This window comes from Vreelandella maris, assembly GCF_013371085.1.
Lineage (GTDB): Bacteria > Pseudomonadota > Gammaproteobacteria > Pseudomonadales > Halomonadaceae > Vreelandella > Vreelandella maris.
Window position 1 is genome coordinate 31,565 of the sequence record NZ_JABWCV010000003.1, and the last position, 26,908, is coordinate 58,472.

Sequence of the window (26,908 nt, forward strand, 5' to 3'; positions counted from 1 at the left end):
TCAACAATGGCGTTGGCTAGCTAGTGTAGTGCTTGCGTAGCGCTTCGGCGACCTGTGGATGCACCAAGCGAGAAATATCGCCGCCCAACTTGGCAATTTCGCGCACGATGGTCGAAGAAATATATGAGTTTTCGACCGCCGGGGTTAAAAACACGCTTTCCAGCTCTGGGTTTTGCGCCCGGTTCATGTTGGCAAGCTGCAGTTCATACTCAAAATCGGAGACCGCGCGCAGGCCACGCAGAATAATCGTCGCCCCCTGCTCATGCATCATGGTGGTGAGCAAGGTGGAAAAACCGATGACTTCCACGTTGGGTAACGACGCACAGACCTTTTTGACCAGCTCCATGCGCGTTTCCAGGTCGAGATTGGGGCTTTTGCCAGGGCTCGCCGCCACCGCGATAACGACTTTGTCGAACATGCGCGCGCCGCGCTCAATGAGGTCGAAGTGGCCATTGGTGATCGGGTCGAAAGTGCCTGGATAGACGGCGATATTGATTTTGCCGCTGCTCATCACGATGTCTCCTCGTCCAAACGGCCAAACGGATTGTCACTGGTGAGCGAAACTGCGTGGTCGTAACCGGGAATATGAATCCGGTCGGCATGAATATCCAACTCTGGGCCTTCCAGCACTGCTTCACCGAACTGATAGCGTGGCGCGTAGTGGCCATGGTCAGCTTGAGCGAGGTAGCTTGCCGCTGCTTCGCGGGTTGCCTCACGACGTGCTTTCCAGGCACTGATCGCCGCTTCGCCATGGCGCTGGGCAAGTAAGCGTTCGGTCACCGCAGGCGAAAGTACAACACCGGTGGCATTGTTGCCGCCGAACCCTTTGGCATTGATAAAAGAGGCATCAGCACGGAAGGCCTGGGTGGTTTGCGAAAACCGTAACCGCTCGGCATAGACATCGTCGGCTACAGCATCAAGCGTAGGAATGCCCGGCAATAGGTCATGGGCAAAGCTGCCCAGGGCACTGGCCAACTGATCACCCGCCGCTGAACCTTGCGAATGGCCGATAAACGCTTTGATCGCCACGACTGGCCAGTCGCTGATGCCGTTGGCGCGGGCAATCTCATCGAACACATGGGACTCGGTAATGCGGTTTTTCGGAGTGCTGGTGCCGTGGGCGTGCAAAAAGCTGCGCTCTTTGAGGGCTTTTTCACCGAGCATATCGCGCACCAGTGCAGCCGCTTTACCGAGGGTAATGTAGTTGCCGATACCCGGCGCCGAAATCGAACGTTTATAACCGTCGGCGTTGACGAATACCTCGGGTACCGCGCCCAGAATATCTGCACCGACCTCTAAGGCGAGGGAGTCGTCCATCAGTAGTACAAACTGGCTGGCTTCCGCCATGGTAAAGCCACAGTTGCGGGCAAACGGGCGGCAGGCGCGCTGGTAGTCGCTGTCAGTCAGTAGCTCAAGCGCGTCCAGCGCTTTTAACCCAGCATCGTCAGCCAGGGCGCCCATCGCCCGGAAGCCTTCGATGATTTCCGGCGTAATCGGCGCATCTGACGTGCCGACCATCACCACGCGGCGGCGCCCAGCACGAATGTCGTCAATACCCAGGCGCAGGTTATAGAGAAAGCTGGCGCAGGCGCCAAGCGCCGCGCCGGTGCCGCCGACGCTGCCGAGTACATAGGCATTCAAAAAGTCGGCGGGCATCTGGCCATAGCCTAGCGGCATCTGCTTGGAAGTAGCGCGCTGACCGGTCACCAGGCTTTTGAGCAAGCCGCCCCAGCCTTGGTCATCCAGCTGGCCGATGGAGTTGCCAGCGTACACGGCAATATGGTCCGGATTCAGCTGTTGGCGCAGTGTCTCCCAGGAGAAACCGCTGGCGCCCAGGCAGTCGCTGGCACCAAACACCGCCAGCGAGAGACCGCGCGGGTGATGCACGCTGCGATAGAGGCTAGCGGGGTCAAAACCGCTGGGCAGCTGCGCCGCTGCGCGTACCTTGGGTACCTGCGCATCGGGCAGCAATACCTCTAGTATGCCTGCGGGCACGCTGACCTCTACCTCGCGGGCATCGATCTCGCGCACTTGCCAGTCGGCCGGCAGGTTGTCGGGCAGCTGACGACGGCGCAGGGTAAAGCGCATCGGCTCAGCAAACTGCATGCTGGCCTGGCGGTTAGACGGTAGGCCGGGGGCGAGAAAACGCGGGTCTTCGTTGCGACGGATCAGGGTATGGTTCAATACCTGATCACGCAGCGACTGAGCCGGGGCGTCTACGGGCTGGCCTTGACTGTCCTGCCACCCCTTTTCGGAGTGCTCTACTAGGCGCATAAGCGCCGCCAAGCCTTCCAGTGTCTGGCGTTGCTGGTCAGCAGGGAGGGCATCAAGCACAGTGCGGCGGAAGGCCTGATGGCCAGAGGTTCTGCCAGCAGGGTTGATGCCGCCCATGCCGACAATCACCGGTAAGTGTGACAAGCCGGGTTCCTCGTGATGCGGTGGTGGTAATAACAATTATTGACAACGCTCTAAGTCAATTATAGCTAATTAAATTATAACCAAGTCAATTATAACTAGCTCTATGATGACCAAAGCGATGCGCTTAATACGTACCTAATGCGTGATCATAGCACCGGCCACGCAACGGCGTCATGCCGCAAGCGCTCGAGACTGATAGAATCACGCTTTTCAGCCGAGAGATGGCATGCAGCATAATTCTCGACCAGTGACGTCTAATCAGCCAGGCCCGCATCAGGATTTGGCGCGCAGGGTCAACCGAGCGCTCACGCACCCATTACGTAAACCGATCGCCGAACACACGCAGCGCAACTTTGCGCAGGCGGCCGAATGGTTGGCGAGCCGTCAGGCGCCGCTGATACTTGATTCCGGCTGTGGCGTCGGGGTATCGACACGCCAACTAGCGGTGCAGTTCCCCGGCCATGCCGTGATTGGCATTGATCGCAGTGAGGATCGTTTGGGGCGTGATCACGGCGAACTGCCACATAATGCGCTGCTAGTGCGCGCGGATCTGGTCGATTTCTGGCGTTTGGCTTATCAGGCAGGCTGGGCGCCCGAGTATCACTATTTGCTTTACCCCAATCCTTACCCCAAAGCAGGGCATCTCAAAATGCGCTGGCATGGCCATGCGGTTTTACCCACACTGTTGGCGCTTGGCGGGCACCTTGAGCTGCGCTCAAATTGGTCGCTTTACGTTGAAGAGTTTGCCTTGGCGGTGGCGCAGGTAACCGGCAAGCAGGCGATAGTGGCTGAATTTGCACCTGAAGGTGACTATTTAACTCCGTTTGAGGCGAAGTATGCTCAAAGTGGCCAAGCGCTGTGGCGGTTATGGGTTGATTTGGAGCGAAAATGACGTTTGTTTATTTAGTGTTGGCGATTGTGGCCGAAGTCATTGCTACGAGTGCATTAAAGGCTTCTACGGGCTTTACACGTCCATTGCCGAGCGTTGTGGTGGTGGTTGGCTACGGGCTCGCTTTTTATCTGCTCAGCCTGGTGCTGCGCACGCTGCCGGTGGGGGTCGCCTATGCGATTTGGGCGGGCCTGGGCATTGTGCTGGTCACCTTGGTCGGCATTGTGGTGTTTGGTGAAAAGCCCGACTTACCGGCGGTACTGGGGATTAGCCTGATTGTGGCGGGTGTGGTTCTGCTGCAAGTGTTTTCCAAAATGAACGTGCATTGAGGTAATTTAATGGGTTGTTTTTTTACTGTTAAGCGTCTGCGGCGCTGGGCGCTGGTGTCCGGGGTTGCCTCGCTGGCACTGTGCGCCAGTGCCAGCCTGTTCGCTGATTTCAGCCGCCTGAGCCAACTGCAGAACAAAGGTTTCTCGATCAGTGCTGAAGCGCGCCTGCTTGACGCCGACACAGGCGCCAATGCGCTGCTGGGCAGCATCAACCCAGAGCGCCAGTTATCGCCCGCGTCTGTTACGAAGGCATACCTGGCGGCGGCGGCGCTGAACCGTTTTGGTCCTCAGCATCGCTTTACCAGCCAGCTAGTTAGCTCAGGCAGAGTTGAGAACAGAGCTAATGGCGGTGTGCTGCGTGGCGATTTAGTGTTTGAGGGCGGTGGCGACCCCGGCCTGACCACGGAAAACCTATGGCGCTTGGTGCAGCGTTTGCACTTAGCCGGGGTGCGTGAAATTGATGGCGCTTTGGTGGTCAGCCAGTGGCGGTTTGGGCCGGTTGACTGTATTACTACCGACCGCTGCGATGCCCTCACTCGGGTCGCCAACGCCTACAGCGCGCCGCTTTCGTCCGCTGGCGTTAATTTCGGCAGTTGGTGTGTCAATGTCGCCCCCGCTGCAAGCGCAGGTGAGCCAGCCCGGGTGGGACTGTGCGACAGCCAGACCTCGCTGATCACCATTGATAATCAAGTCGTCACTCGCCCAGCCAATAGCGGCACAGAGATTAGCGCGGAACGTATCACCGATGAACGTGGTGATGTGATGCGCCTGACGGGACAGATTTCGACTAATGCCACTGCCCGGGATGTTTATCGTGGCGCGGGCGATGCGGCCGAGAAAACCGCACAAGTGCTGATGGGGATGCTAAATCAGGCGGGGATTCAGGTGCGCGACTCATGGCGCGTCAGTTCGACCCAGCCGCCCAGCACGGCGCAGCGCTTGGCCGCCGTCGACAGTCAGCCCCTGCAAGAAATATTGCTGCGCATCATGAACTACTCCAATAACTACATGGCTGATGTACTGGCGCTTGATCTGGTCGAGACGCCCCAGGCGCAGTTACGCCAGGCAGGCCAAGCCATTGAGTCTTATGTGCAGCATCTTCCCGGCCATGGGCCATTAACGTTGTATAGCGGCAGTGGGCTGACCACGGAAAACCGCACATCGGCTCAGGGGGTTAATGTGATGCTGGAAGACATGTTTCGGCAGAGCGCGCTGTTTCCAAGCTTTGTGGCCGCCTTTCAGTCACCAGCCAACGGCGTTATGCGCTTTATTCGGCGTGGTTCAACCACGTTTCAAAACAATGTCATGTTAAAAACCGGTACCCTTAATCAACCCTTTGCTGTGCGCGCCGCGGCGGGCTATTTTCGCACCGCGCAAGGACGCTGGGGAGTATTTAGTGTCATGGTCAATGGTAGTGGCAGTACGCCGTATTTAAGCTGGTCTGAGGTGCTGGATCCCTTATCACTGGATCTGGACGCCATGATTTTAGCGAACTGATTTCCCTTTACGCTCACAAGGTGAGGCGACCTGCATGAAACCAGGGCATACCGGTTTAACCCATTTGGTCCACTCCACGCGCTATTCGTGGAAGGGGCTTAAGGCAGCGTTTAGAAACGAGGCAGCCTTTCGCCAAGAAGTCGTGATTACTGCGTTGTTACTCCCCTTCGCCTGGTGGATAGGGGACAGCATCATCAGTTGGCTACTATTGGTAAGTAGCCTGTTTTTTGTGCTGATCGTAGAGTTACTTAATAGTGCCATTGAAAACGTGGTTGATCGCATTGGCACGGAGCACCACGAGCTTTCTGGCCGGGCCAAGGATATTGGCTCCGCCGCTGTTATGCTGTCACTGATGATGGCTGGCCTTACCTGGGGGCTATTGGGTTGGGAAAAGTTTTATAGCTAAGCTGATTTAAGAGCTGAATATTTTTAACACGCTGGACAGCGAGGTAGTTATGCAAGTGAACGACGATTTTTTACCGTTGTCGACGCTGCCAGCGTCGTTACAAAAAGCTACCCAGGCCGCTTGGCAGCGCTTAATTGAGGCGCTGACCCAAGCCGATAATATTGCTGAGATGACTCAGCAAGAGCTGCCTTCAAGCAGTTGGCAGGGGCTTTCTGAGCAGCGCCGTGAGGCGCTTGCGAAAGTGTTGGCCATTTCAACCTTCGCGCTGGATACCCTGGCCCGCTACCCCCAGTGGTTGGCTGAGTTGGATATTGCCGGTGAATTGGACGCAAATCCTGGGCGGGATGAACTGGCTAGCTGGCTGAATGAGTCGCTTGAGAGCGCCGACGACGAAGAGGCCATGCAGCGGGTGATTCGACGTTTTCGCCGCAAGCGGATGGTCGGCATTATCTGGCGTGACCTTAATCGTGCGCCCGGCCACGTTATGTGGGATACCGCCAAGGCGGTGTCTGAGCTTGCCGAAATCTGCCTGGAAGCCGCGTTGAGCTGGCTTGAGCAATTTTACGCGCCGCGCTGGGGTGAGCCCGCGCCACGCAAAGACGGCTCGCCCCAGCGCTTGGTTGTCCTGGGTATGGGCAAACTGGGCGCGGGTGAGCTGAATCTCTCCTCCGATATTGATCTGATCTTTGCCTTCCCCGAAAAAGGCGAAACCCAGGGCGGGCGTAAGCCATTAGCGCACCAGGAGTATTTTACCAAGCTCGGTCAAAAGCTGATCGGCGCATTAGACGCCATGACCGCTGACGGCTTTGCTTTCCGTGTCGACATGCGCTTGCGGCCGTTGGGCGACGGCGGCCCGTTGGTGGGCAGCTTTGCCATGCTCTCAAGCTACTACCAGGATCAAGGCCGCGAGTGGGAGCGCTACGCAATGCTGAAAGCGCGCCCTGTGGCAGGTGATTTAGACGCAGGTGATGAGTTGCTGGCCGGGCTGCGCCCCTTTGTGTATCGCAAATATCTTGATTTCGGCGCGATTGAGTCGCTGCGTGAGTTGAAAGCGATGATTAACCGCGAAGTGAAGCGCAAAGGTATGCAGAGCAATATCAAGCTCGGCCCCGGCGGCATTCGAGAAGTTGAATTTGTGGTACAGGCGTTCCAGCTGATTCGCGGCGGCCGTGATACCGAACTGCAGGTGACATCGCTGAAAACCGCGCTCAACCGCTTGCCCGAGCTAGGCCTGTTGCCGCAAGAAGTGGTTGATGAGCTGCTGCCCGATTACGCTTTTCTGCGCGATGTCGAACACGCCCTTCAAGCGCTGGAAGACCGCCAGACGCAAACCCTACCCAGCGATGACAGCGACCGTGAGCGGGTAGCCTTCGCCATGGGCCATGAAGACTGGCCGGGGCTGATTGCCCAGCTTGATGAAGTGCGCGAGCGCGTGCGCCAGCACTTTGATGCAGTGATCGCGGATCCTGAAGAGGACGTGGATGAGGCCAACGATGACAGCCAGCTTGGTTTGGCCCAGTGGCGACTGATTTGGCGCGGCGAGCTAGAGGCGGAGGAGGCCACTGCGCACCTTGCCGAGGCGGGCTTTAATGAGCCGGAAAAAGCCTTAAAGCGACTGCAGAGTCTTTACCACTCCCGGCAAGTGCAAAGCATGCAGCGGATTGGCTTTGAACGATTGGATGCGTTGATGCCGCTACTGCTGGACGCCGTGGCCGACAACGAGGCGCCAGATACCGCGCTGGCGCGGGTGCAGCCACTGATTGAGTCCGTTTTACGGCGTACCGCTTACCTTGCCCTGCTGCGCGAAAACCCTCAGGCGCTTGAACACCTGATGCGCTTGTGTGCTTCCAGCCCCTGGATCGCCGAACAGCTGGCGCGTTACCCCATCCTACTCGACGAGCTGTTGACGCCGGAAACGCTCTACACCCCAGCTGATAAAGCGCGCCTGGCCGATGAGCTGCGTCAAACGCTGAACCGCTTGCCAGAGGATGACGAAGAGGCGCAACTGGAGGCGCTGCGTGTCTTTAAGCACGCACAAACGCTTCATGTCGCGGCGTCAGATATCATGGGTACTCGGCACCTGATGAAAGTAAGTGATTACTTAACGTTTATCGCTGAAGTCATTCTTGATGCCGTACTGGCCATGGCGTGGAAACATATTACCCGCAAGCATGGCGTTCCTGAGGGTCTGAATACCCGCGAGGCAGCCTTTCTGATTGTCGGCTACGGTAAGTTGGGCGGCATTGAGCTGGGCTACAGCTCCGATTTAGATCTTGTTTTCCTGCATGATAGCGATGGCCAAGGCGCGACGGATGGCCCACGGCCCATTGATACACCTGTATTTTTCACCCGCTTGGGCCAGCGTATTATTCACCTGCTTACCGCGGTAACCCCCACCGGCACGCTTTATGAAGTAGATATGCGTCTACGGCCTTCGGGGAATTCAGGGCTATTGGTAACATCGCTTAAAGCCTTTGCAGACTATCAGCGGCAGAACGCCTGGACGTGGGAACACCAAGCGTTGGTGCGCGCCCGTGTCGTGGCGGGTAGCGATGTGCTGGCCGAAAAATTCTCACAACTGCGCGGCGATATTTTAGGCAATGAACGCGATAAAGCCGCACTGCGCGAAGAAGTGGTCAAGATGCGTCAGAAAATGCGCGACCATCTGGGCAGCAAAGCGACCAGTGATACGTTTAATATTAAGCAAGATGCGGGCGGTATGGTGGATATTGAGTTTCTCTGCCAATACGCGGTGTTAGCTCTTGCTCACCAAACCCCCGCGCTACTGACGTATAGCGACAATATCCGTATTTTAGAGAGCCTGACAGAGAGTGGGCACTTACCTTACGAAGAAGCGGAGCGACTGAGAGAAGCTTACCTAGCGTATCGCAGCGCTACCCATCGAGCGGCGCTCACCGGTGAAAAAGCGCTCACCGATGGTGAAGAGTTTAGGGAACATCGCGATATAGTCACCGCGCTCTGGCAGCGCTTTCTTGAGCCACCAGCCACTGATAATAACTAGCCCGGCAAACGGGTCACTCTGACTAGGAAGAAACAATGAAGCCATGGAGTCAGGCGGGGTGGCCCGCATGATTGGACATATCCTGGCCACGCTATTGCCCGTGTTTTTAATCACCGGTTGTGGCGCGGCCTATGGACGCTACCGGACACCCGACATTCGCAGCCTGAATACACTCAATATGGAGCTGTTCGTTCCCCTATTGGTATTCGCCGTGCTGGCTGACCGCCAGGCGCCACTTGCCGAGTACGCCTGGCTTGCTACAGCGGCTGTTGCGGTGGTGCTAGGGTCGGGGATTGTGCTGTGGCCGCTGGCTAGGTGGCTTAAGCTGGATATTAAAACCTTTCTTCCCCCTATGATGTTCAACAATTCAGGCAATATGGGGGTGCCGCTACTGGTACTCGCATTCGGCCCTGACGCGCTGCCTGCCGCCGTAGTGGTTTTTATTGTTGAGATGCTGCTGCACTTCTCGGTAGGGCTTTATATGCTAAACCCGCGTACTTCGCTATGGCGGATGCTGCGCATGCCTATCGTGTTGGCGAGCTTGGCGGGGCTTTCGGTGAACATCAGTGGATTGCCGCTACCGGGCTGGCTGCTGGAGGCTATGCGTATGCTGGGCGAAGTATGTATCCCCTTAATGCTGTTTGCGCTAGGGGTGCGGTTGCTGGAAATTGACTTTAGTGATTGGCGCACGGGGATGCTGGGGGCGGTGCTCTGTCCGCTGTCGGGGTTAGTGATTGCGTTGCCATTAAGTGGCTACTGCCACTTAATGACATGCAGATGGCCGTGCTGCTGGTGTTTGCAGCGTTACCCCCCGCGGTATTGAATTATTTGGTGGCAGAGCAGTACCAGCTTGCGCCACAGAAAGTGGCGTCGCTGGTACTGATTGGTAATCTGGGGAGCTTGGTAGTTATGCCGCTTACGCTAGCCGCGGCATTCACTTGGGTACATGCGCCTCTTTAACAGGCGCTGCAATTGAGGGACTGCGTTCTTATCGATCATCTTTGACTTCACTGTCTTTAACTTTATAGTGACCTTCTAATGCGTCCTGATGCCCTGGACGGCTGTTCGCAGAGGCATTCCAGTGAGAATAACCGCCGCCGATATCCTGCGCCTGCTGGGCACGTAGCTGCTCCATACGTTTTTTCATTTTATGCCGCACAAAAGGCATCATCGCCCAGCCAATCAATAAGAAAAACAGGCCGAGTACCACACCTACTATCATCAACGCGCCAAAGGCCAGCCACGTAAACAGCAGCTTTAAGCTACCTGCCAGACCGGTGGGTTGGGTTTGCGCTGCACGGGCACGCCATTGGTTTGCTGCTTGCCATGCTGCGTTGCGTTGGTCGCGATTCATCTGTGGCATGAGAGCCTCCATCGGTTATTCGCACCCATTGGAACACAGTTGGTCTAGCAAGTTCACTGCATGGCGAAAGGACGAAATGCGTCGTCGCAGGCGGGGGCATGCTCCACTGGCAGTGCGATTAGGTTTTCCAACTGTTACCATTAAGCTGTACAAAACAAGTTTGGCTGTACAAGCATGCGCTTAGTACGCAGTGCTTATCTAACAGAGCTCATCTAACAGGACGGTTATATGGCTAATCATGGAGGCAAGTCGGTTTTCATCGCATCGGTGGTGATTATCTTTGGCTTGGTAATTGTCGGGGCGTCATTTCCTGAAGGATTTGCCAACGCGGCAGAGGGGGCGCTGACGACCGTTACCGAGCTATTTGGGTGGTTTTATCTATTTTCTGTTTTTGGGTTTGTGATTTTTCTCTTTGGCTTGGCGCTGAGTAAATACGGTAAAGTTCGCTTGGGGCCACAGGATAGTAGCCCCAGCTATACATTTTTTTCGTGGATAAGCATGCTGCTGGCCGCGGGCTTTGGTGTCGGTCTGGTGTTCTATGGCATGGCGGAACCCATGTTTCATTATATTGAGCCTCCTTATGGGGATAGAACCGCCGAATCCGAAGCAGCAGCACGCTATGCTATTCAATACAGCTATTTTAACTGGGGCATACACCAGTGGGCGGCCTTCTCCATTGTGGGGCTGATCATTGCCTATTTTCAGTTCCGCAAAGGGCAGGCGGGGCTTGTTTCTTCGGTGTTGTCGTCAATAACGGCTAAAAATCCTAAGGTACGTCCCTATGCCTCTTGGTTGGACGTGTTTGCAGTGGTGGCCACGGTAATGGGGGTGGCTACTTCGCTCGGCTTGGGTGTTCTGCAAATGAACGGCGGTTTGAATGCCGTGTTTGGCCTTCCTGAAAACGGTCTTTGGCAGTTTATTATTTTGTTTGTCATGTTCTGTGCTTACATGGCATCCACCTGGTCGGGGTTGGACAAAGGCATCAAGCGCCTTTCTAATCTCAACATGGTGTTATGCATTGGGTTAATGCTGTACGTACTGTTCACTGGCCCTACCGTTGCGATACTCGAAACGATTACCGTGGGGATTGGTGATTACCTGCAGAATTTCATCGGTATGAGCCTGCGTATTTCGCCGTACAGTGATAATGAGTGGGCGAGCCGCTGGACGATTTTCTACTGGGCCTGGGTAATCGCTTGGTCGCCGTTTGTGGGTACATTTATTGCCCGCGTTTCCCGCGGACGTACTATCCAAGAGTATGTGTTTGGGGTGCTGTTCGTACCGCCGCTACTCGCCTGTTTGTGGATTGGTGTGTTCGGTGGCGCGGCGTTGCATATGGAGTTGAATGGTACGGATGTCGGCCTAGCTGCCGCGACCCAGGATAATATAACGGTCGCACTGTTTGAGATGTTTGAGCTGATGCCCTTTACGGGCGCGCTTTCAATCGTTGCGATGATGTTGATCTTTATTTTCTTGGTCACTTCCGCTGACTCGGCCTCGTATATCGTGGCGCAAATGACCGATAATGGTTCGATCAATCCGCCGCTGTATAAGCGCGTCATTTGGGGCGTGCTGATCGCCGCCATCTGCCTGACACTGATTGCATCTGGTGGTTTAACGGGGCTGCAGTCCGCATCGGTGCTGTCGGCACTACCGTTCACCTTTATTCTGTATATGATGGTGTTTGTTTTAGTGCAGGAACTGCGCGCAGACCGCAAGGCGATGCTGACGCAGCTTTATCGCCGCCATGGGGAAACGCCAGTGGGGGCTGACGCCTTTGAAGCCGAGCTATTAGGGGAAGAAGAGCGTCTTCGTCGTGCGCCCAATGTGGTCAACCGGCGCATTAATAGCTAGTAACGCTAGGGACAGGCAAGCTTTTTGTTGCGGGAGCTTGCTATTTCAGGAGCACGATAATGGAGCGAACAGGCTAATGGCTCGGCAAGGACGCCATGGCGCAACGCGAAGGCAGCCCAAAGGGGTTGCCTTTGATCGTTGGCTTGACCGGGTAGTGACCGTAGCCGTACTGACGGCCATGGTCATTGGCTTGGCCGCGGTGGCTGCCCACTGGTTGCTCTGACGCTGTTGGCTCTTTGCAAAGTCAGTTCTTTGCTAAGTTAGCGCTTCGCAATGGTCGTGTCACAACGCCCGGCTTTTTTAAGCCGGGCGTTTGCGTGTCTCTACCCGGTTCCGGCCTAGCCGTTTGGCGCGGTAAAGATGTTGGTCAGCGTGTTCAATCAATGCTTCAGCGCTAACCAAAACTCCCGCGGACATGCTAGCAACACCCATGCTAACGGTGAGGTCTGAATGAGCGCTTGAAAAAGCGTGAGGAATGGCCAGCGACAGCACGGCTTCGCGCAAGCAGTGGGCAACGTCTACCGCGTCATCATGGTCTTGGCCTGGCAGTACACAAACAAACTCCTCGCCGCCATAGCGGGCGAGTAAATCCCGTGTAGGGTCAATACACTGATTGAGTGCATTGGCGACCGCACGCAGCGTCTCGTCACCCATCGCATGGCCATAGTGGTCGTTAAACTTTTTAAAGTTATCGATATCGATAAAAATCACCGATAGCGGCTGCTGCGTTTGCTGCGCCAAGTACCAGTGTTGTTTATAAAACTCATCGAAGTGGCGGCGGTTAGCTACCCCTGTTAGGCCATCCATGTTGGATAAGTGATGTAACTGGTCGCGCTGTTCCAGTCCTTGTTGAAAGGCTTTCAACAGATGATCCAAACTATCTACTAGGTGTCCTAGTTCATCATGGAGGTGGCCGCGTAACGCTGGTTTGGGCCAATGACCAGGGCGATTGGGATCGGTTTGGGCAATCGCCGCATGTACTTTGAGCAGTGGTCGGGTAATAAACACGTGGAAAAATGCGATGACCAGTATGCTTAAAATAAACGCTTCCAGAATACTGAAGCCAACCACTGCATAAATCCGCGCCAGAAACTGCTGGGTTAAATAGCCTTCTGATAGCACCAGCTCAATCTCGCCGACAATGGCTTCCGGCATGTCACTGCCCATGTAATAGAGGAGGGCGGTTTGGTGATGCAGTATATCGCCAAACAGGCGCTGGCTGAGCCAGGTCGATTCCGCCTGTTCGGGGGTGTTAAATTCAGCCAGCGCACGGCCAAAATCGTCGCGAATGGAGACCCACGCCACCTCATCATCACTAAACAGCCCGTAGGCGATTTGGTGGGCGAGGTCGGGGTTTAGTTGGAAGGCGGCTTCGGCGGCGGCCCCATTAACAATCGCCAGTTGCTGGGCAACACGCAGTTGCACTTCTTGGCGCATATTGGTGGCGTGGCTGAGCAGCTCAATACTCCCCGCCACGCTACTAATCAGCAACGCAATGAGCAGGGTAAGCAGCGCTTGCTTAGTGGTTAAGCTGCCTTTTTTAGGGGCGGTGACAGGGGCAGAGAGAGGAAACCGCGGGCGAGGGCTTATCACTGGCTTTCCTCCTGCCTATCGCGATGCAGGGCATCCAACTGCGTTTGCAGACGCGCTAGCAGGGCTTCAGAAACGCTGGGATGGCAGGCGAGATAAAGCGGCGCACGGTGAAAGGTAAACAAATGTTCGAGCGCTATGTTCTGTTCTTGTGCCATAAATTCACCGGTTGCTTTACCTGTCACAATGACATCAAGCAGGCCCGCCTTTAAGCGTGCGATATTTTCTCGCTCTGAGGGAGCAAGTAGAACATTACTGCCGCTAGAGGCAACGTAATCGCCTACCGCATCTTCCCGAAAGCTTCCTATACGCCAGTCGCGCAGCTCAGAAAGCGATGTAACATCAAGCTCGCGTTCGGCTAAACTGAACGCAGCCCACTCATTGACTACCAGCGGCCCAATCCACTGAAATAACGCTTCCCGCTCACGAGTACGAGTCGTGGAATAAACGCAGTGATTGTCGCTTAAGCGTGCTTCGGTGTAAGCGCGGGCCCAAGGCAGCAACCGAAAATAGGCCTCAATATCCGCTTGGCGTAGCGCGTTGCGAAGGAGCATCGTCGCGCTGCCGATGATTTGGCCTTGGTCGTCCGCATAGTTAAACGGCGGGTACTCTTCCGTGTTGATAGTGAGCGGCATCGCTTGAAGCGGCAGGCTGCAGCTACCCATAGCGCTGATAAGAGCAACGCCCATGCGGTATCGCCATTGGCAAATTACGTCATTAGCCACCATTATTTACCTCTGAGACCGCTCTGCCTGCACTCTGTCTAATGCTTGTTGCATCAGCGCTACCAAGCGCTGATCTGTAGCTTGGTTTATGGCAAAGTATAGCGAAGATTCACTGAGCGTGTGTACCGGGATTAAATTATCTTTAGTGTAGCCTCTGGATTTAGCTATCCAGGCAGCTACATCCTCACTATAAGCCCATAAATCAACCCGCCCGCGGGTCAGCATATTGAGCGCGCTGCGGTTATCAATGGCGGGTACTAGCAAATGGTCAGGATAACCTGCTTCCATTAGTGCCTGGGCACCAATATCTTCACGAATTACTGCCACGGTCAGTTCGCGATCAATGGCTTGAGCTAACGAATCAATCGTAATCGGCGCGTCACGATGGGCGAGCAATACGACTCGATCTTGAGCAATCGGCCCCACCCAGTGAAAACTGGCCTCCCGTGCAGGTGTGCGAGTGGTTGAAAAAAGCACCGTATTAGGCTGGCTTAGCGCCATCTCATAGCCGCGAACCCACGGGTAATAACGAATGTCCTGACGACTAAAAGGCGTTTTGGTCGCCGCAAACATCTCCTCCAATAACTCAATTGATAGACCGGTTAGCTGTTGATTGTTGACGTTACTACCGACATTACCAGCGACATAGTTGTAGGGAGGGTACTCTTCAGTGATAAAGGTTAATGGCGCCAAGGTGAGGGGCGCTTCAGCATATGTGTTAGAAACTATTGCTAGGCAAAGACACAGCACGACCATCAACCTTTTTAAAAGGCATGGACATAATATCCGTGAAGGTGGTGGGACTAATCCCATTGCTGTCTACCCATATGATCTATCAGTCAATCAAACTTAGAGCAACGCTGGTCATCTGTCACCTCTAATATGCCAACGCAAGCCGTGGCATATTGCTGGCTCCACCTGCTAGGCTTACGACTTCCTCTGTGAGAGTAAATTAATGCTGCCTGCTACTACTGCTAAGGCGATGAATGGCTACGCATCGCGTCGAGAGATTTTCGGCTGGGCGATGTTTGATTTTGCCAACCAGGCTTACACGCTACTGATAATTACCGTGGTCTTTGGCGAGCTATTTACCACGGTCATCGTCGGGGATCGGGGTGATAACTTCCGACTTGCCAACTTCTTATGGAGCCTTGGTCTGGCTATCAGCTATCTGATGGTAGTGATCACGGCCCCATTGTGTGGCGCGGTGATGGACTACCGGGCTGAGAAAAAGCGTTTTCTGCTCATCAGCTATCTTGCCACCGTGGTCACGACGGCCATGCTGTACTTTGTTGAACCCGGCTACGTCATTATTGGCCTGCTATTAATTGTGCTGTCTAATTACGCTTATTCCATGGGGGAGTCGTTTATAGCCGCCTTTTTACCTGAACTGGGGCCGCCAGAGTCGCTGGGTAAAATTTCCGGCTTTGGCTGGGCGTTAGGCTACATTGGCGGACTATTTGCAGCAGGCTTTACTCTGGTGGTGCTAGGTGAGGCAAGCGCGGATAATTTTGAACGTATACGCTGGGTGGGTCCCTTTGCCGCCGGCTTTTTCTTGATTACCGCCATTCCCACTTTTTTATGGCTAAAAGAGCGTGGTACGCCTCAGCCTCGTGGCGTCTCGTACCGTCATATTGCCTTGAAGCGGGTGACATCCACGCTGCATGAACTGCGTTATTTCAAAGACCTGGCCGTGTTTTTAATATCGCTGTTGTTCTCAATGGCCGGTGTTTACATCATTATCGCGTTTGCATTTATCTATGGTGCCCAAGTGATTGGCTGGGACGAGAGTGTACGCAATATCATGTTTATTATTGTTCAAGTTACCGCGGCGGCGGGGGCGCTGGGGTTTGGTTGGTTACAGGATCGGCTAGGTGCCAAGCACACTTACCAAATGACGCTGGCGCTCTGGGTGCTGGCGATTATTGCCATCTGGGCAACCCCGGAGCTTACCCAGTGGATCAACGAACAGTTTGAGGTGCAGTGGCAGGCCCAGTACGTATTCTTGGTAGTGGGTTGCTTGGCGGGGCTGAGCCTTGGTTCTAGCCAATCTGCCAGCCGGGCACTGGTTGGTCTATTTTCACCGCTGGAAAAATCAGCTGAGTTTTTCGGTTTCTGGGGGTTGGCCAATAAGTTGGCGGGGGTGTTTGGTATCGTCATGCTGGGTGTGTTGCAAACGCTCATTGGCTTGCAAGCGTCTATTCTATTATGTGTGGCCTTGTTCGTTATCGCGATGCTAATTTGCGCTAAGGTCAACGAGCGCCGCGGCCGGGAGGCTGCGCTTGCCTGGGAAAACACACAATAGGGATAGCTGGGTGCCCCTACGCCCCTACCTCTGCGAGGTGAACGATGGTGACGCAGACAGCAACGCCAATAGCACAGCGTGGTGGCATCGTCATGATGCTGTTGTTTTGGGTGCTGTTAATGGCCGTTGGGACGTGGTGGATACACGGTGGCCTGGAGGAGATGATGCGCCCCAACGCCAACATCGTGCATACCTTGCCTGCGGGTGAGCCGATTACCTTAAAGCGTAATCGTGCTGGTCATTTTGAGGCGCCCGGCCGAATTAATGGTGAGCCCGTCACCTTTTTGCTCGACACGGGCGCCACTTATGTAGCGGTATCGGCCGCTTTGGCCGATGAGCTGGGCTTGGCGCCGGGGCGCAGTGCTTGGTTTAATACCGCCAATGGCCGAGTAGAAGGTACCTTAACCGAACTGGATGAGGTTTCCCTGGGCGGGTTAAAAGTGCAAAATGTACAGGGGTCTATTAGCCCTGGCATGGATCGCGACACCGTCCTGCTCGGCATGAGTTTTTTGAACCTCTTGTCGATTGAAATACAGGCAGGTGAGATGGTGCTGAGCCTTCCAGAGTAGTGAGTTCAACTGGTGAAGGTGGAGTTAATAGCAAGAGTTAAACAGCTAGGTTTCAGAAACAGAGTGCCAACACGCTAAGGAGTTGCTATGGGCATTGAAGTAGGTGGATTGTTAGGACTAATTTGGCTTGTTATCGTTATTTGGGCCATCGTCAAAGTGGCCAAAAGCGATGCAGGTGGTTTTGCTAAACTGATCTGGATTCTAGTATTGCTGTTCTTCCCATTGATCGGTTTGATTGCGTGGTTCTTGTTTGGTCCGAAGGGATAGCAGCCTAGCTGAGTGCGATCAAATGAAAAAGGCAGGCCTGTGATGGCCTGCCTTTTTGTTAATTTGAGGCTTACTCACTGAATAAAGGACTACTCAAGAGAGCATTACTCAATTGTGTCGTTTCCTTCACCGGGTGGTGCTTTATAATGCCCGGGTATTTTTAACTTTTCCCCGTTGGGCAGGTCGCGCACTTGGGTTGGAATGTAAACACGTTTAATAACACTTTTCGTTTTGCTACTTCCCATGGCAGGTTCCTCTGTCAAATTGTCGACAGTTAGCGTTTCTACATTAGCTTCCGTTGCTGTGAGAATCAAGTGTCAGGCCTTCCGTATCCATCAATAAGCGCAATGGTAACGACAGAGGCGGGTGTTTTGATGGTTTTGAGTTATCCTGAGAGCCAACAATAGGACACCTGCGTTATTACTGGGTGAGCGGGTGAAAAAATAAACAGCCTAAGCGGAGTGCAAAAAGAGGATGGTAGATCATTTGGAACAGCAGTTTCAGGCGCTTGAGTCGCAAGAACCTGTCATGCCTGACTATCCCGATCAAGATCATGTCCTGATCATTGAAGATGATCAGCGCCTGGCGGAACTTACCCGCGATTACTTGGAAGCGAATGGCTTTCAAGTAACGCTGGAAGCTGATGGGGCGAAAGGGGTTGACCGTATTTTAACCCTGCAGCCCGATTTAGTCATTTTAGATCTAATGCTGCCAGGTGAAGATGGTTTGGCTATTTGTCGTCGCGTTAGACCTAACTTTGCTGGCCCGATCATGATGCTGACCGCGCGCACCGACGATCTGGATCAAGTCTTGGGGCTTGAGATGGGCGCTGATGATTATGTGCCGAAACCCGTTCAGCCGCGGGTACTGCTGGCGCGTATGCGAGCACTGCTACGCCGCGCTGACGGGCCTGCACCGGACGGTGAAATGCGGTTGCGCTTTGAAAACCTAGAGATCGATAACGCGACCCGCGAAGCTTGGCTCTCTGGGGAGCGTATCGACCTAACCAGCGCTGAGTTTGACCTGCTGTGGCTGTTGGGCCGTAATGCCGGTCGAGTGCTTACCCGTGAAGAGATATTCAGTGATCTACGGGGAATTAAGTACGACGGCCAGGACCGCTCTATTGATGTTCGTGTGTCGCGTATCCGGCCTAAAATTGGCGATGATCCTAATCAGCCTCACCGAATTAAAACCGTGCGCAGTAAAGGTTATCTCTTCGTTAAAGACAGTTGATCATGCATAGGGAAGGCATCATGCGGCGGGTGCTCAGTAACGGCTCGTTTTTACGCTTCTATTTGTTGCTGGGCGTAGCGTTGTTGGTGGTGTTTGTGATTGCGTTAGCAGGGCGTTCGTTTATCGAGCAGGTGCGCCGCGAAGATTACCGCGAGCAGCTAGCTGCGTTACCTATGTCGCTGATGACGCAACAATTAGCCGACCAGCCTGCAGGCCAGCGAAACGCTTTGCTTGCGCGTTTTTCCGAGCAACTTGAGTTGCAGTTGACCCTGCAGCCTATCAACGAAGCTGATCTTGGCTATTTTGAGCGATCACGCCTAGAGCAGGGCAAGATACTGGTCGCCGAGAGGCCGTGGTTATTACAGCAACGCTTACCGGGCGATACATGGTTACTGCAAGCTAGGCTTGAAGAGTGGAGTGAGCATCAGTGGCACGGCAGCATTTCTCTGTTGGGGGACTGGCTCGCGGCTGCGCCCGAAAATGAGCGAGAAAACCGCATCGCCCAGTTGCGCCAAGGCAGCTGGCCGCTTCAGCTATTGTCTACTTTGCCAGCCGGTCTATCGCCCCAGCAGCAGGCCCAGCTGGAGAGTGGCGGCGTCATCACTCAGTTAGTCTCTGATAAGCTCTCCATCACGCTGCTTTATCAACTGCCAGGCGAATCCCAGTGGCTGCAAGCTGGGCCTATCTCTCGCGGCGATACACTGCCACCTAATTTGCACCTGCCGCTTCTGGTGGGGCTGATGATCGTGCTCAGCCTGATCATCTATTTAATTATGCGCAGTATTGAGGCCCGAATGGCGCGGCTAGAGCTGGCCGCGACCAGGATCGCGAGTGGCCGTTTGGAAACGCGGGTAAAAGTGGAAAGCGGTGACTTTTTAGGGCGATTAGGTATGGCGTTTAACGGCATGGCCAATCAGGTGCAGAGCCTGCTGCGTGGTCAGCAAGAAATGATTCGCGCGGTCTCCCACGAGCTGCGTACCCCGGTCGCCCGTATTCGCTTTGCCGTGCAAATGGTCGAAGATATGACCGACCAGCCCGCTATTCGCCGGCAGTTGCAGGGTATTGATGCGGATATTGCCGAACTTGATGAATTAGTCGATGAAATACTCACCTATGCACGTTTAGGCGGTGAAACGGTCAATGGCGCTGAACTTGAAACGTCACTGGTGGAGTGCCGTGCCATGGCGGAACGCGTGATTGATACTCTTTCACCGCTGCATAAAGAGTTAACGTTAACGCTGGCGGCCGGCCCTGAAATTGAGCTGTTGGCGGAGCCACGCTATCTTCAGCGCGCCCTGCAGAATTTAGTCGGTAATGCCTGTCGGCATGCCAAGTCTCAGGTGGTGATCCAGCTGTGGGACGAGCCCAACTTGGTGCGTATCGATGTCGAAGATGACGGCCCCGGCATTCCGCCTGAAGCGCGGGCGGATATCTTTAAACCGTTCGCCCGACTGGATGACAGCCGCGCCCGCAGTTCCGGCGGCTACGGGTTAGGTCTTTCGATTGTGCAGAAAATCATGGCCGGGCACGGCGGCAGTGTGACCATCGACACCAGCCCCACCCTGTGTGGTGCGCGCTTTACGTTGCTGGTTCCCCGTCGCGATCCGCTGGCTTAACCCCCGTTAGCACCGCAAAGGAGGTTTCCCGCGCGGTGCGCAAAAAATCCTGCATCCACGGCGCTTCTCGGGTCTCTTCGCGAATCGCCGCATACAGCGTGCTCCATACCCCATGCTCGCCCAGCTTTACCGCGCTGACGTAGTCGCGTTCTAAATACTCGGTGAGCGCCCAGTTGGGCAGCGCACATACACCTCGCCCACTGGCGACTAACTGCATCATCATAATCGTCAATTCGGCGGTGCGGATCTCCCGAGGGCGTACATTCGCCGGCTGCAAAAACTGAGTGAAAATATCCAACCGTGATTGCTCAACGGGATACGTGATCAAGGTTTCATCCGCCAGCGCCTGGGGCTCTATAAAGCCCTGGCCTGCAAAAGCGTGCTGGCGGGCGACGGCTAATAATCCCTCATAGCGAAACAGCGGGGCGTAGTGAATGCCGTCAAGCGGTTGGGGGTCGGCGGTGATCACTAGATCCAATTGCTCGCGAGCAAGCGCTGGAAGCGGGTCGAAGTGGTGGCCACTGGGAATATCGATTTCCACCTCGGGCCAGTGATCGCGAAAGTAATCCACCGTCGGCATTAGCCACTGAAAGCAACTGTGACACTCAATGGCCATATGCAAACGCCCCTGCTCGGTGCCTGCCAAGCGCGCCAAATCCCGCTCCGCTTTGCGTACCTCGGGCAATACTTGATCGGCTAAGGCGAGCAGCCGTAAGCCTGCGCGGGTAAATTCCACCGGGCGGGTTTTGCGCACGAATAGCGGGCTATCCACGCGGCTCTCCAAATCTTTCAACTGATGCGAGAGCGCCGATTGAGTCAAATGCACGCGTTCAGCAGCATCAACTAGTGAGCCAGTTTCGCGCAGGGCGAGTAGTGTGCGTAGATGGCGTAGTTCAATCATCGTGATTATTTTTCATCTTGGCTATTAAAAACTTTAGTTTGATTCATTGGGTGGGCGTGGCCAGACTGTGCAACATCATTCACGTTGGCAGGTTTTATCATGACAGTTTCTCATATTCTCGGCTATCCCCGTATCGGTGCTCAGCGCGAACTCAAAAAGGCCACTGAGGCATACTGGAAGGGCGAATGCACTCGTAGCGAACTTGAAAGCACTGGTCGCGAGCTTCGCTTGCGCCACTGGCAGGTGCAGCAGGATGCTGGGCTAGATTTTGTTAGTGTTGGTGATTTTGCTTTTTACGATCAAGTGCTTAATGTTTCAGTGGTGCTGGGTGCCGTACCTGCCCGTTTTAATGCCCAGCATGAAGTGGCTGGTGGCGATATCGACCTCGACACCACCTTTCGCATGGCCCGGGGCCGCGCGCCCAGCGGTGAACCCGCCGCCGCCTGTGAAATGACCAAATACTTCGATACCAATTACCACTACCTCGTCCCCGAACTACACGAAGGGCAAACCTTTAACCTGGCTTCGAACCGCCTGTTCGACGAGGTGGATGAAGCGTTACGCGCGGGTTTTACTCCGAAAGTAACGCTAACCGGGCCGCTAACGTGGCTATGGCTGGGAAAAACCAAGGGCGGTGATTTTGATCGCCTGACGCTACTAGACAGCGTACTCAACGTGTATGGCGAAATATTAGCGCGGCTCGCTACCCAAGGCATTGAGTGGGTGCAGCTGGACGAGCCCGCGCTAGTGCAGGATCTACCGCTTAACTGGCAGCAGGCGTATGAGCGCGCCTATCACCGTCTTCAGTCAGCACCGCTAAAGCTGCTGTTAGCCACTTACTTCGGAGGCCTGGGCGACAATCTTTCATTAGCCACCCGTTTGCCCGTCGCTGGGTTGCACATTGACGCCGTGCGCGCGCCGCAACAAGTCGAGAGTGTCATTGATCGTCTTGGTCCGCATCAGGTGCTATCAGTCGGTTTTGTCGATGGTCGCAATATCTGGCGAGCCGACTTAGCGGCATTGCGCGAACGCTTGTTGCCGTTAAAAGTGCGCCTCGGGCAGCGGCTTTGGTTGGCGCCGAGCTGCTCGTTGTTGCATGTGCCGGTAGATCTTGCGCAGGAAACAGAGCTCGGTGAGGAGCTCGTGAGTTGGCTGGCTTTTGCGCAGCAAAAGCTGGCGGAAGTGGTCACCCTGGCGCGGTTGATTGATAACCGTACCATGCCTGAGGATGAGCAGCGTTTGGATGAAGCAACCCGAGCGTTGGATGCCCGGCGTGAATCAACGCGTATCCACCAGGCAGCGGTTAGTGAGCGGCTGGCCGCGATTAGCCCTGCCGATAGCCAACGACAGGCGCCCTACAGCGTGCGTGCTGACGCACAACGGCGAGCGCTTAAGCTACCGTTGTTCCCGACGACGACAATTGGCTCTTTTCCGCAAACCGATGAGATTCGTGCTGCACGGCGCGCGTTTAAAGCCGGCGAGTTGTCATCAGCTGACTACGAAGCCCGCATGCAGGATGAAATTGCTTACGCGGTTGAGCGTCAGGAAGCGCTGGATATCGATGTGCCAGTGCACGGCGAAGCCGAGCGTAACGACATGGTGGAGTATTTTGGCGAACAGCTTGAAGGGTTTGCCTTTACCCGCTTTGGCTGGGTGCAGAGCTACGGTTCACGCTGTGTTAAGCCGCCGGTTATTTTCGGCGACGTTTCACGCCCTGCGCCCATGACCGTTCGCTGGAGCCAGTATGCGCAAACCCTGACCAGCAAGCCCATGAAGGGGATGTTAACGGGGCCGGTGACGATTCTGCAGTGGTCGTTTGTCCGCGACGATCAGCCGCGAGAAACAACCTGTCGGCAAATTGCCCTGGCGTTGCGCGATGAGGTCTTGGATCTGGAAAAAGCTGGGATCAATGTGATTCAAATCGATGAACCGGCGCTTCGCGAAGGGCTGCCACTGCGCCAACATGAGTGGCAGGCATACCTGGATTGGGCAGTCGAGAGCTTTCAGCTAAGTGCCGCAGGCGTTGCCAACACCACCCAGATTCACACCCATATGTGTTACTCGGAGTTCAACGACATCATCGGTGCGATCGCCGCCCTGGATGCGGATGTGATCACCATCGAAACATCGCGCTCGGATATGCACCTGCTGGACGCCTTTCAGGACTTCGCTTATCCCAACGAAATCGGCCCAGGGGTTTACGATATCCACACCCCGAATATTCCCGAGGTGAGCTGGATGGTTGATTTGATGGAGAAAGCGCTAGAAAAAATCCCTGCCGAACGGTTGTGGGTAAACCCGGATTGTGGCCTGAAAACGCGCGGCTGGGCGGAAGTAGAGCCAGCGCTGGCTAATATGGTCGAAGCTGCCAAAGTACTGCGCCAACGCTATGCGTAAACGGTTGTAAATACTTTGATTAAGTCTTTCTGGTCAGAATCAACCCCGCTAAAAAGCGGGGTTTGGCTTAAAAACTAGCTTGTCGACACTTAGCTTTTCGAAGCATAGGCGTAGAGCAGGGTTTCCTGGGCGCTGATGGCATCGCTTTTACCTGGATCCTGAAGCTGGTAGCTGCCGTCGGTCTGTAGCAGCCAGCTCTGGCAGTTATCCACCATGTAGGTTTCGAGATCCTTGCGCACACGGGTGGCGAGCTTCTTATCCAGCAGCGGGAAGCAGGTTTCAACACGGTGAAACATATTGCGCGACATAAAGTCGGCGCTTGAGCACCAAGTTTCCGACTTGCCATCATTGTGAAAGTGGAATACGCGGGTGTGTTCAAGCAGGCGGCCGATAATGGAGCGCACACGAATATTCTCGGAAACCCCCGGCACGCCTGGCTTCAAACAGCACATACCGCGAATAATTAAATCGCACTCAACCCCCGCCTGGGAGGCACGGTAGAGCGCTTTGATAAGTTTGGGCTCGGTTAACGAATTGCATTTAATGATGATATGGGCGCGTTTACCCTTGCGCGCTATCTGCGCTTCACGGTCAATCATTTCCACTAGCCGCTCGTGCAGCGTGAACGGCGCATGCAACAGCGTGTCAATTTTGCGTGCGCGGCCCATCCCCGACAGCTGCTGAAACACTTTATGCACATCGGCGCACAGCGCTTTATTGGCAGTCAGCAGGCTGTAATCGGTATACAGTTTGGCGGTTTTTGAGTGGTAATTACCGGTGCCGAGGTGCGCGTAGTAGCACAGCTCGCCTTTTTCGCGGCGTACTATATGCAGCATCTTGGCGTGAGTCTTGTAGGCCATAATGCCGTAGACAACGATTGCCCCCGCTTCCTGCAAACGAGAAGCCAGCTGTAGATTATCGGCTTCATCAAAACGCGCACGTAGTTCAATGACCACGGTGACTTCTTTGCCCTGGCTAGCCGCTTCTACCAGCGCGCTAACGATAGGCGAGTCTGAGCCCGTACGGTATAGCGTCTGCTTTATAGCCAGTACATGCGGGTCGCGGGCGGCTTCGCGCAGCAGGTCTTCAATCGGAGTAAATGATTGAAAAGGGTGATGGAGCAGAATGTCACTCTTAGCAATAGCATCGAACAAGCTGCCCGCTTTGAGCGCTTTCGGAATGCTGGGAGTAAACGGGCGATAGAGCAGTTCTGGACGGTCCACATCACCCAGAACTGACATCATGCGGGTTAAATTCACCGGCCCTTTGACCCGATATAAATCGTCGCTCTCAAGCTCAAATTGACGCAGCAGAAAATTAGTTAAGTCATCGGGGCAGCTGTCCGCCACTTCCAGCCGCACACCGCTGCCATAACGGCGTGCCAGTAGTTCGCCACGCAGCGCGGAAGCAAGGTCTGAGACTTCCTCAGGGTCAACGCTCATATCCGCATTGCGGGTCAAACGGAACTGGTAACAGCCGCGCACGCGCATGCCGGGAAATAGCTCATCGGCATGGGCATGAATCATCGAGGACAGGAACACATACTCGGAGAAACCCTCTTCGCATAACTCCTTCGGTAGCGCCATTAAGCGAGGCAGCGAGCGTGGGGCTGGTAGAATAGCCATACCTCCGGCGCGGCCAAAGGCATCTTTGCCTTCCAGCTCAACAATAAAGTTAAGACTTTTATTGACCAGACGCGGGAAGGGATGCGAAGGGTCGAGACCGATGGGGCTAATAACCGGCATAATTTCGTTATCGAAAAACGCCCGCGTCCAGGCCTTTTGTTGATCAGTCCACTGATCGCGACGACGAAAGCGCAACCCATGAGTCTCCAGGGCGGGCAACAAGGTATCGTTGAGTATTTGATACTGGCGATCAATTTGCGTATGTGCGATCTGAGAAATCTCGGCCAATACGGCTTTAGGCAGTCGGCCATCGGCCGCGGTGGTGTCGTCGCCAAGGGCGATCTGGTGCTTTAATCCCGCTACGCGAATTTCGAAAAACTCATCCATATTGGATGAGAAAATCAGCAAGAACATCAAGCGGTTGAGCAACGGGTGGGCATCGTCTAGCGCTTGTTCCAGCACGCGGATATTGAACTGTAGATGCGACAGCTCGCGATTGAAGTAAAGCTGAGTGTCGTCAAGGTCGGTTTCAGGCAACGTGTCACGCGCTTGAACCCCGGTGGGGGTGCGGTTAATTCGTAGCGGCATATCGCCGTCGCTGCTGGTTTGATCAGTAGACGATAATGGTAAAGAATCTGTCGCTTGCTCGTCCATAGTGGATCTCCCCGCGTTGATGGCTCGAAGGTATCATAGCCTGATACTTGTATAGGAAGGCAGTATGCGGGGAGAAGATGACAAACAAGTGTCACCTTGTTGTCATCTTTGTCGCAGTAGTTTAGTGGCGCTGTAATAAACGCGCTGCGTCGAGAGCGAAATAGGTCAAAATTCCATCGGCACCTGCTCGTTTGAAGCACATCAATGATTCCAAAATCACCGGTTCCGCTTCCAGCCAGCCATTGTCGAAGGCGGCGCGATGCATGGCGTACTCACCGCTGACTTGATAAGCGAAAGTCGGCACTTTTAGCTCAGCTTTTACACGGCGAACGACATCCAGGTAAGGCATACCCGGCTTGACCATCACCATGTCGGCGCCTTCGGCGATGTCCATGGCTACTTCATGCAATGCTTCATCGCTGTTGGCAGGGTCCATTTGATAGGTGCGTTTGTCGGCTTTGCCCAAGTTGGTGGCTGAGCCAACGGCATCGCGGAAGGGCCCATAGTAGTGGGAGGCATACTTGGCGCTATAAGCCATAATCCGCACGTTGTGGAGATGTTCCTGTTCCAACACTTGGCGGATCGCGCCGATACGCCCATCCATCATGTCGGAAGGCGCCACCACGTCAGCGCCCGCTTCGGCATGGGAGAGTGCCTGTTTAAGCAGCGTATCCACCGTGCGGTCATTCTGCACGTAGCCGTGTTCATCAAGAATGCCGTCCTGGCCGTGGCTGGTATACGGGTCGAGCGCCACGTCGGTGATAATGCCGAGTTCGGGCAGGGCTGCTTTAAGGGCGCGCACGCTACGCTGTACTAAGCCGCTGGCGCTATAGGCCTCTTCGGCTAACTCAGTTTTGTGCTCAGGGCCGACAACTGGAAAAAGCGCCAACGCAGGGATGCCCAGTTGATAAGCTTCGCGGGCTTGCTCAATCAGTAGGTCGATCGAGAGCCGCTCCACACCGGGCATTGAGGCCACCGCTTCACGCTGGTTGTCGCCTTCCAGTACAAACACCGGCAGGATCAAATCTGACGGGCTAAGGCTGTTCTCCTGCATCAAGCGGCGTGAAAAATCATCGCGGCGCATTCGACGCATGCGTGTGGCGGGGAAGTGACGGGGGGTAGGTATGCTCAAGGGGTGTCTCCATTAAGGAACGCAAATGAGTGTGCCCGAAGGTCTGAATGGAGTATATCAGCCATGCCCTGCGGCGAAAGCCGTCTTGTGACAACAAGGTAGACTGACTAAAGTGA

At 54.8% G+C, this 26,908-nt stretch carries 22 protein-coding genes and 1 pseudogene; 14 read left to right on the forward strand and 9 right to left on the reverse strand.

The genetic code is table 11. The annotated features are described in order from the left end of the window. Window positions 1-16: 16 nt before the first annotated feature. Window positions 17-511, reverse strand: a complete 495-nt coding sequence (gene coaD / locus HUO07_RS02830) for a pantetheine-phosphate adenylyltransferase (protein WP_176302308.1) — start codon at window positions 509-511, stop codon at window positions 17-19. Further along, on the reverse strand, window positions 511-2,391 hold the full coding sequence (locus HUO07_RS02835) for a beta-ketoacyl synthase (RefSeq protein ID WP_176302458.1): 1,881 nt from the start codon (window positions 2,389-2,391) through the stop codon (window positions 511-513). Before HUO07_RS02835 ends, coaD begins: the two co-directional genes overlap by 1 nt. A 253-nt stretch (window positions 2,392-2,644) precedes the next feature. On the opposite strand from HUO07_RS02835, the gene trmB reads away from it, so the two are divergent. The 6 genes and pseudogenes from trmB (at window position 2,645) to HUO07_RS02865 (ending at window position 9,521) form a co-directional block, all read left to right on the forward strand. Beyond that, window positions 2,645-3,310, forward strand: coding sequence for a tRNA (guanine(46)-N(7))-methyltransferase TrmB (trmB, locus tag HUO07_RS02840; RefSeq protein ID WP_101147585.1), 666 nt, complete (start codon window positions 2,645-2,647; stop codon window positions 3,308-3,310). Next, window positions 3,307-3,636, forward strand: coding sequence for a DMT family transporter (locus HUO07_RS02845; protein WP_101147584.1), 330 nt, complete (start codon window positions 3,307-3,309; stop codon window positions 3,634-3,636). Before trmB ends, HUO07_RS02845 begins: the two co-directional genes overlap by 4 nt. 9 nt (window positions 3,637-3,645) lie before the next feature. Further along, entirely contained in the window at window positions 3,646-5,133 is a 1,488-nt protein-coding gene (gene dacB / locus HUO07_RS02850) for a D-alanyl-D-alanine carboxypeptidase/D-alanyl-D-alanine endopeptidase (protein ID WP_176302309.1), read from the forward strand. A gap of 34 nt (window positions 5,134-5,167) precedes the next feature. Beyond that, window positions 5,168-5,539 carry a diacylglycerol kinase gene (locus tag HUO07_RS02855; protein WP_008957571.1) on the forward strand — a complete coding sequence of 124 codons (372 nt, stop codon included), beginning with the start codon at window positions 5,168-5,170 and terminating at the stop codon, window positions 5,537-5,539. Between the two features lie 49 nt (window positions 5,540-5,588). Then, complete coding sequence (gene glnE, locus HUO07_RS02860) at window positions 5,589-8,561, forward strand: bifunctional [glutamate--ammonia ligase]-adenylyl-L-tyrosine phosphorylase/[glutamate--ammonia-ligase] adenylyltransferase (RefSeq protein ID WP_176302310.1); 2,973 nt, start codon at window positions 5,589-5,591, stop codon at window positions 8,559-8,561. A 67-nt stretch (window positions 8,562-8,628) separates the two neighbouring features. Further along, a pseudogene (locus HUO07_RS02865) lies at window positions 8,629-9,521 on the forward strand (AEC family transporter). A gap of 28 nt (window positions 9,522-9,549) precedes the next feature. Here the strand turns inward: HUO07_RS02865 and HUO07_RS02870 are convergent. Continuing rightward, complete coding sequence (locus HUO07_RS02870; protein ID WP_176302311.1) at window positions 9,550-9,924, reverse strand: hypothetical protein; 375 nt, start codon at window positions 9,922-9,924, stop codon at window positions 9,550-9,552. A gap of 228 nt (window positions 9,925-10,152) precedes the next feature. Here HUO07_RS02870 and HUO07_RS02875 point away from each other — a divergent pair, with 228 nt between their 5' ends. Beyond that, window positions 10,153-11,778 carry a BCCT family transporter gene (locus HUO07_RS02875; RefSeq protein ID WP_176302312.1) on the forward strand — a complete coding sequence of 542 codons (1,626 nt, stop codon included), beginning with the start codon at window positions 10,153-10,155 and terminating at the stop codon, window positions 11,776-11,778. 76 nt (window positions 11,779-11,854) lie between these two features. Then, window positions 11,855-12,001: a hypothetical protein gene (locus HUO07_RS02880; protein ID WP_008957566.1), complete on the forward strand. Its 147-nt coding sequence runs from the start codon at window positions 11,855-11,857 to the stop codon at window positions 11,999-12,001. A 77-nt stretch (window positions 12,002-12,078) separates the two neighbouring features. On the opposite strand, the gene HUO07_RS02885 is transcribed toward HUO07_RS02880, so the two are convergent. The 3 genes from HUO07_RS02885 to HUO07_RS02895 are packed head-to-tail and all read right to left on the reverse strand — an operon-like array spanning window position 12,079 to window position 14,786. Next, window positions 12,079-13,371 (reverse strand): diguanylate cyclase, encoded by a 1,293-nt coding sequence (locus HUO07_RS02885; protein ID WP_176302313.1) that lies wholly within the window; start codon window positions 13,369-13,371, stop codon window positions 12,079-12,081. Further along, entirely contained in the window at window positions 13,368-14,057 is a 690-nt protein-coding gene (locus tag HUO07_RS02890) for a substrate-binding periplasmic protein (RefSeq protein WP_176302314.1), read from the reverse strand. Before HUO07_RS02890 ends, HUO07_RS02885 begins: the two co-directional genes overlap by 4 nt. Before the next feature lie 42 nt (window positions 14,058-14,099). Then, the gene (locus HUO07_RS02895; RefSeq protein ID WP_246286441.1) at window positions 14,100-14,786 is read right to left on the reverse strand and encodes a substrate-binding periplasmic protein; all 687 of its coding nucleotides are present in this window, start codon (window positions 14,784-14,786) and stop codon (window positions 14,100-14,102) included. A gap of 262 nt (window positions 14,787-15,048) precedes the next feature. On the opposite strand from HUO07_RS02895, the gene HUO07_RS02900 reads away from it, so the two are divergent. The 5 genes from HUO07_RS02900 (at window position 15,049) to HUO07_RS02920 (ending at window position 20,083) form a co-directional block, all read left to right on the forward strand. After that, window positions 15,049-16,398 carry an MFS transporter gene (locus HUO07_RS02900; protein WP_035562045.1) on the forward strand — a complete coding sequence of 450 codons (1,350 nt, stop codon included), beginning with the start codon at window positions 15,049-15,051 and terminating at the stop codon, window positions 16,396-16,398. Window positions 16,399-16,442: 44 nt separating this feature from the next. Beyond that, entirely contained in the window at window positions 16,443-16,967 is a 525-nt protein-coding gene (locus HUO07_RS02905; RefSeq protein ID WP_035562048.1) for a retropepsin-like aspartic protease family protein, read from the forward strand. Between the two features lie 87 nt (window positions 16,968-17,054). Then, a complete protein-coding gene (locus HUO07_RS02910; RefSeq protein WP_008957563.1) occupies window positions 17,055-17,234 on the forward strand; it encodes a PLDc N-terminal domain-containing protein in 180 nt (59 codons plus the stop codon). Between the two features lie 474 nt (window positions 17,235-17,708). Next, window positions 17,709-18,467: a winged helix-turn-helix domain-containing protein gene (locus HUO07_RS02915; protein WP_008957562.1), complete on the forward strand. Its 759-nt coding sequence runs from the start codon at window positions 17,709-17,711 to the stop codon at window positions 18,465-18,467. Between the two features lie 20 nt (window positions 18,468-18,487). Next, window positions 18,488-20,083, forward strand: a complete 1,596-nt coding sequence (locus HUO07_RS02920; protein ID WP_176302316.1) for an ATP-binding protein — start codon at window positions 18,488-18,490, stop codon at window positions 20,081-20,083. On the opposite strand, the gene HUO07_RS02925 is transcribed toward HUO07_RS02920, so the two are convergent. Next, on the reverse strand, window positions 20,046-20,984 hold the full coding sequence (locus tag HUO07_RS02925) for a LysR family transcriptional regulator (RefSeq protein ID WP_176302317.1): 939 nt from the start codon (window positions 20,982-20,984) through the stop codon (window positions 20,046-20,048). The genes HUO07_RS02920 and HUO07_RS02925 overlap by 38 nt on opposite strands. A 99-nt stretch (window positions 20,985-21,083) precedes the next feature. Here HUO07_RS02925 and metE point away from each other — a divergent pair, with 99 nt between their 5' ends. Then, complete coding sequence (metE, locus tag HUO07_RS02930) at window positions 21,084-23,381, forward strand: 5-methyltetrahydropteroyltriglutamate--homocysteine S-methyltransferase (RefSeq protein WP_176302318.1); 2,298 nt, start codon at window positions 21,084-21,086, stop codon at window positions 23,379-23,381. An 89-nt stretch (window positions 23,382-23,470) separates the two neighbouring features. Here the strand turns inward: metE and ppk1 are convergent, their stop codons facing one another. Further along, on the reverse strand, window positions 23,471-25,660 hold the full coding sequence (gene ppk1, locus HUO07_RS02935; protein WP_035562061.1) for a polyphosphate kinase 1: 2,190 nt from the start codon (window positions 25,658-25,660) through the stop codon (window positions 23,471-23,473). A 121-nt stretch (window positions 25,661-25,781) separates the two neighbouring features. Next, on the reverse strand, window positions 25,782-26,792 hold the full coding sequence (gene hemB / locus HUO07_RS02940; RefSeq protein ID WP_035562063.1) for a porphobilinogen synthase: 1,011 nt from the start codon (window positions 26,790-26,792) through the stop codon (window positions 25,782-25,784). Window positions 26,793-26,908 lie beyond the last annotated feature (116 nt).

Bases quoted from the DNA above. Each gene is read 5' to 3' on its own strand.
- coaD (WP_176302308.1), bottom strand. From the start codon at position 511: ATGAGCAGCGGCAAAATCAATATCGCCGTCTATCCAGGCACTTTCGAC.
- HUO07_RS02835 (WP_176302458.1), bottom strand. From the start codon at position 2,391: ATGGGCGGCATCAACCCTGCTGGCAGAACCTCTGGCCATCAGGCCTTC.
- trmB (WP_101147585.1), top strand. From the start codon at position 2,645: ATGCAGCATAATTCTCGACCAGTGACGTCTAATCAGCCAGGCCCGCAT.
- HUO07_RS02845 (WP_101147584.1), top strand. From the start codon at position 3,307: ATGACGTTTGTTTATTTAGTGTTGGCGATTGTGGCCGAAGTCATTGCT.
- dacB (WP_176302309.1), top strand. From the start codon at position 3,646: ATGGGTTGTTTTTTTACTGTTAAGCGTCTGCGGCGCTGGGCGCTGGTG.
- HUO07_RS02855 (WP_008957571.1), top strand. From the start codon at position 5,168: ATGAAACCAGGGCATACCGGTTTAACCCATTTGGTCCACTCCACGCGC.
- glnE (WP_176302310.1), top strand. From the start codon at position 5,589: ATGCAAGTGAACGACGATTTTTTACCGTTGTCGACGCTGCCAGCGTCG.
- HUO07_RS02870 (WP_176302311.1), bottom strand. From the start codon at position 9,924: ATGCCACAGATGAATCGCGACCAACGCAACGCAGCATGGCAAGCAGCA.
- HUO07_RS02875 (WP_176302312.1), top strand. From the start codon at position 10,153: ATGGCTAATCATGGAGGCAAGTCGGTTTTCATCGCATCGGTGGTGATT.
- HUO07_RS02880 (WP_008957566.1), top strand. From the start codon at position 11,855: ATGGCTCGGCAAGGACGCCATGGCGCAACGCGAAGGCAGCCCAAAGGG.
- HUO07_RS02890 (WP_176302314.1), bottom strand. From the start codon at position 14,057: ATGGGCGTTGCTCTTATCAGCGCTATGGGTAGCTGCAGCCTGCCGCTT.
- HUO07_RS02900 (WP_035562045.1), top strand. From the start codon at position 15,049: ATGCTGCCTGCTACTACTGCTAAGGCGATGAATGGCTACGCATCGCGT.
- HUO07_RS02905 (WP_035562048.1), top strand. From the start codon at position 16,443: ATGGTGACGCAGACAGCAACGCCAATAGCACAGCGTGGTGGCATCGTC.
- HUO07_RS02910 (WP_008957563.1), top strand. From the start codon at position 17,055: ATGGGCATTGAAGTAGGTGGATTGTTAGGACTAATTTGGCTTGTTATC.
- HUO07_RS02915 (WP_008957562.1), top strand. From the start codon at position 17,709: ATGGTAGATCATTTGGAACAGCAGTTTCAGGCGCTTGAGTCGCAAGAA.
- HUO07_RS02920 (WP_176302316.1), top strand. From the start codon at position 18,488: ATGCGGCGGGTGCTCAGTAACGGCTCGTTTTTACGCTTCTATTTGTTG.
- HUO07_RS02925 (WP_176302317.1), bottom strand. From the start codon at position 20,984: ATGATTGAACTACGCCATCTACGCACACTACTCGCCCTGCGCGAAACT.
- metE (WP_176302318.1), top strand. From the start codon at position 21,084: ATGACAGTTTCTCATATTCTCGGCTATCCCCGTATCGGTGCTCAGCGC.
- ppk1 (WP_035562061.1), bottom strand. From the start codon at position 25,660: ATGGACGAGCAAGCGACAGATTCTTTACCATTATCGTCTACTGATCAA.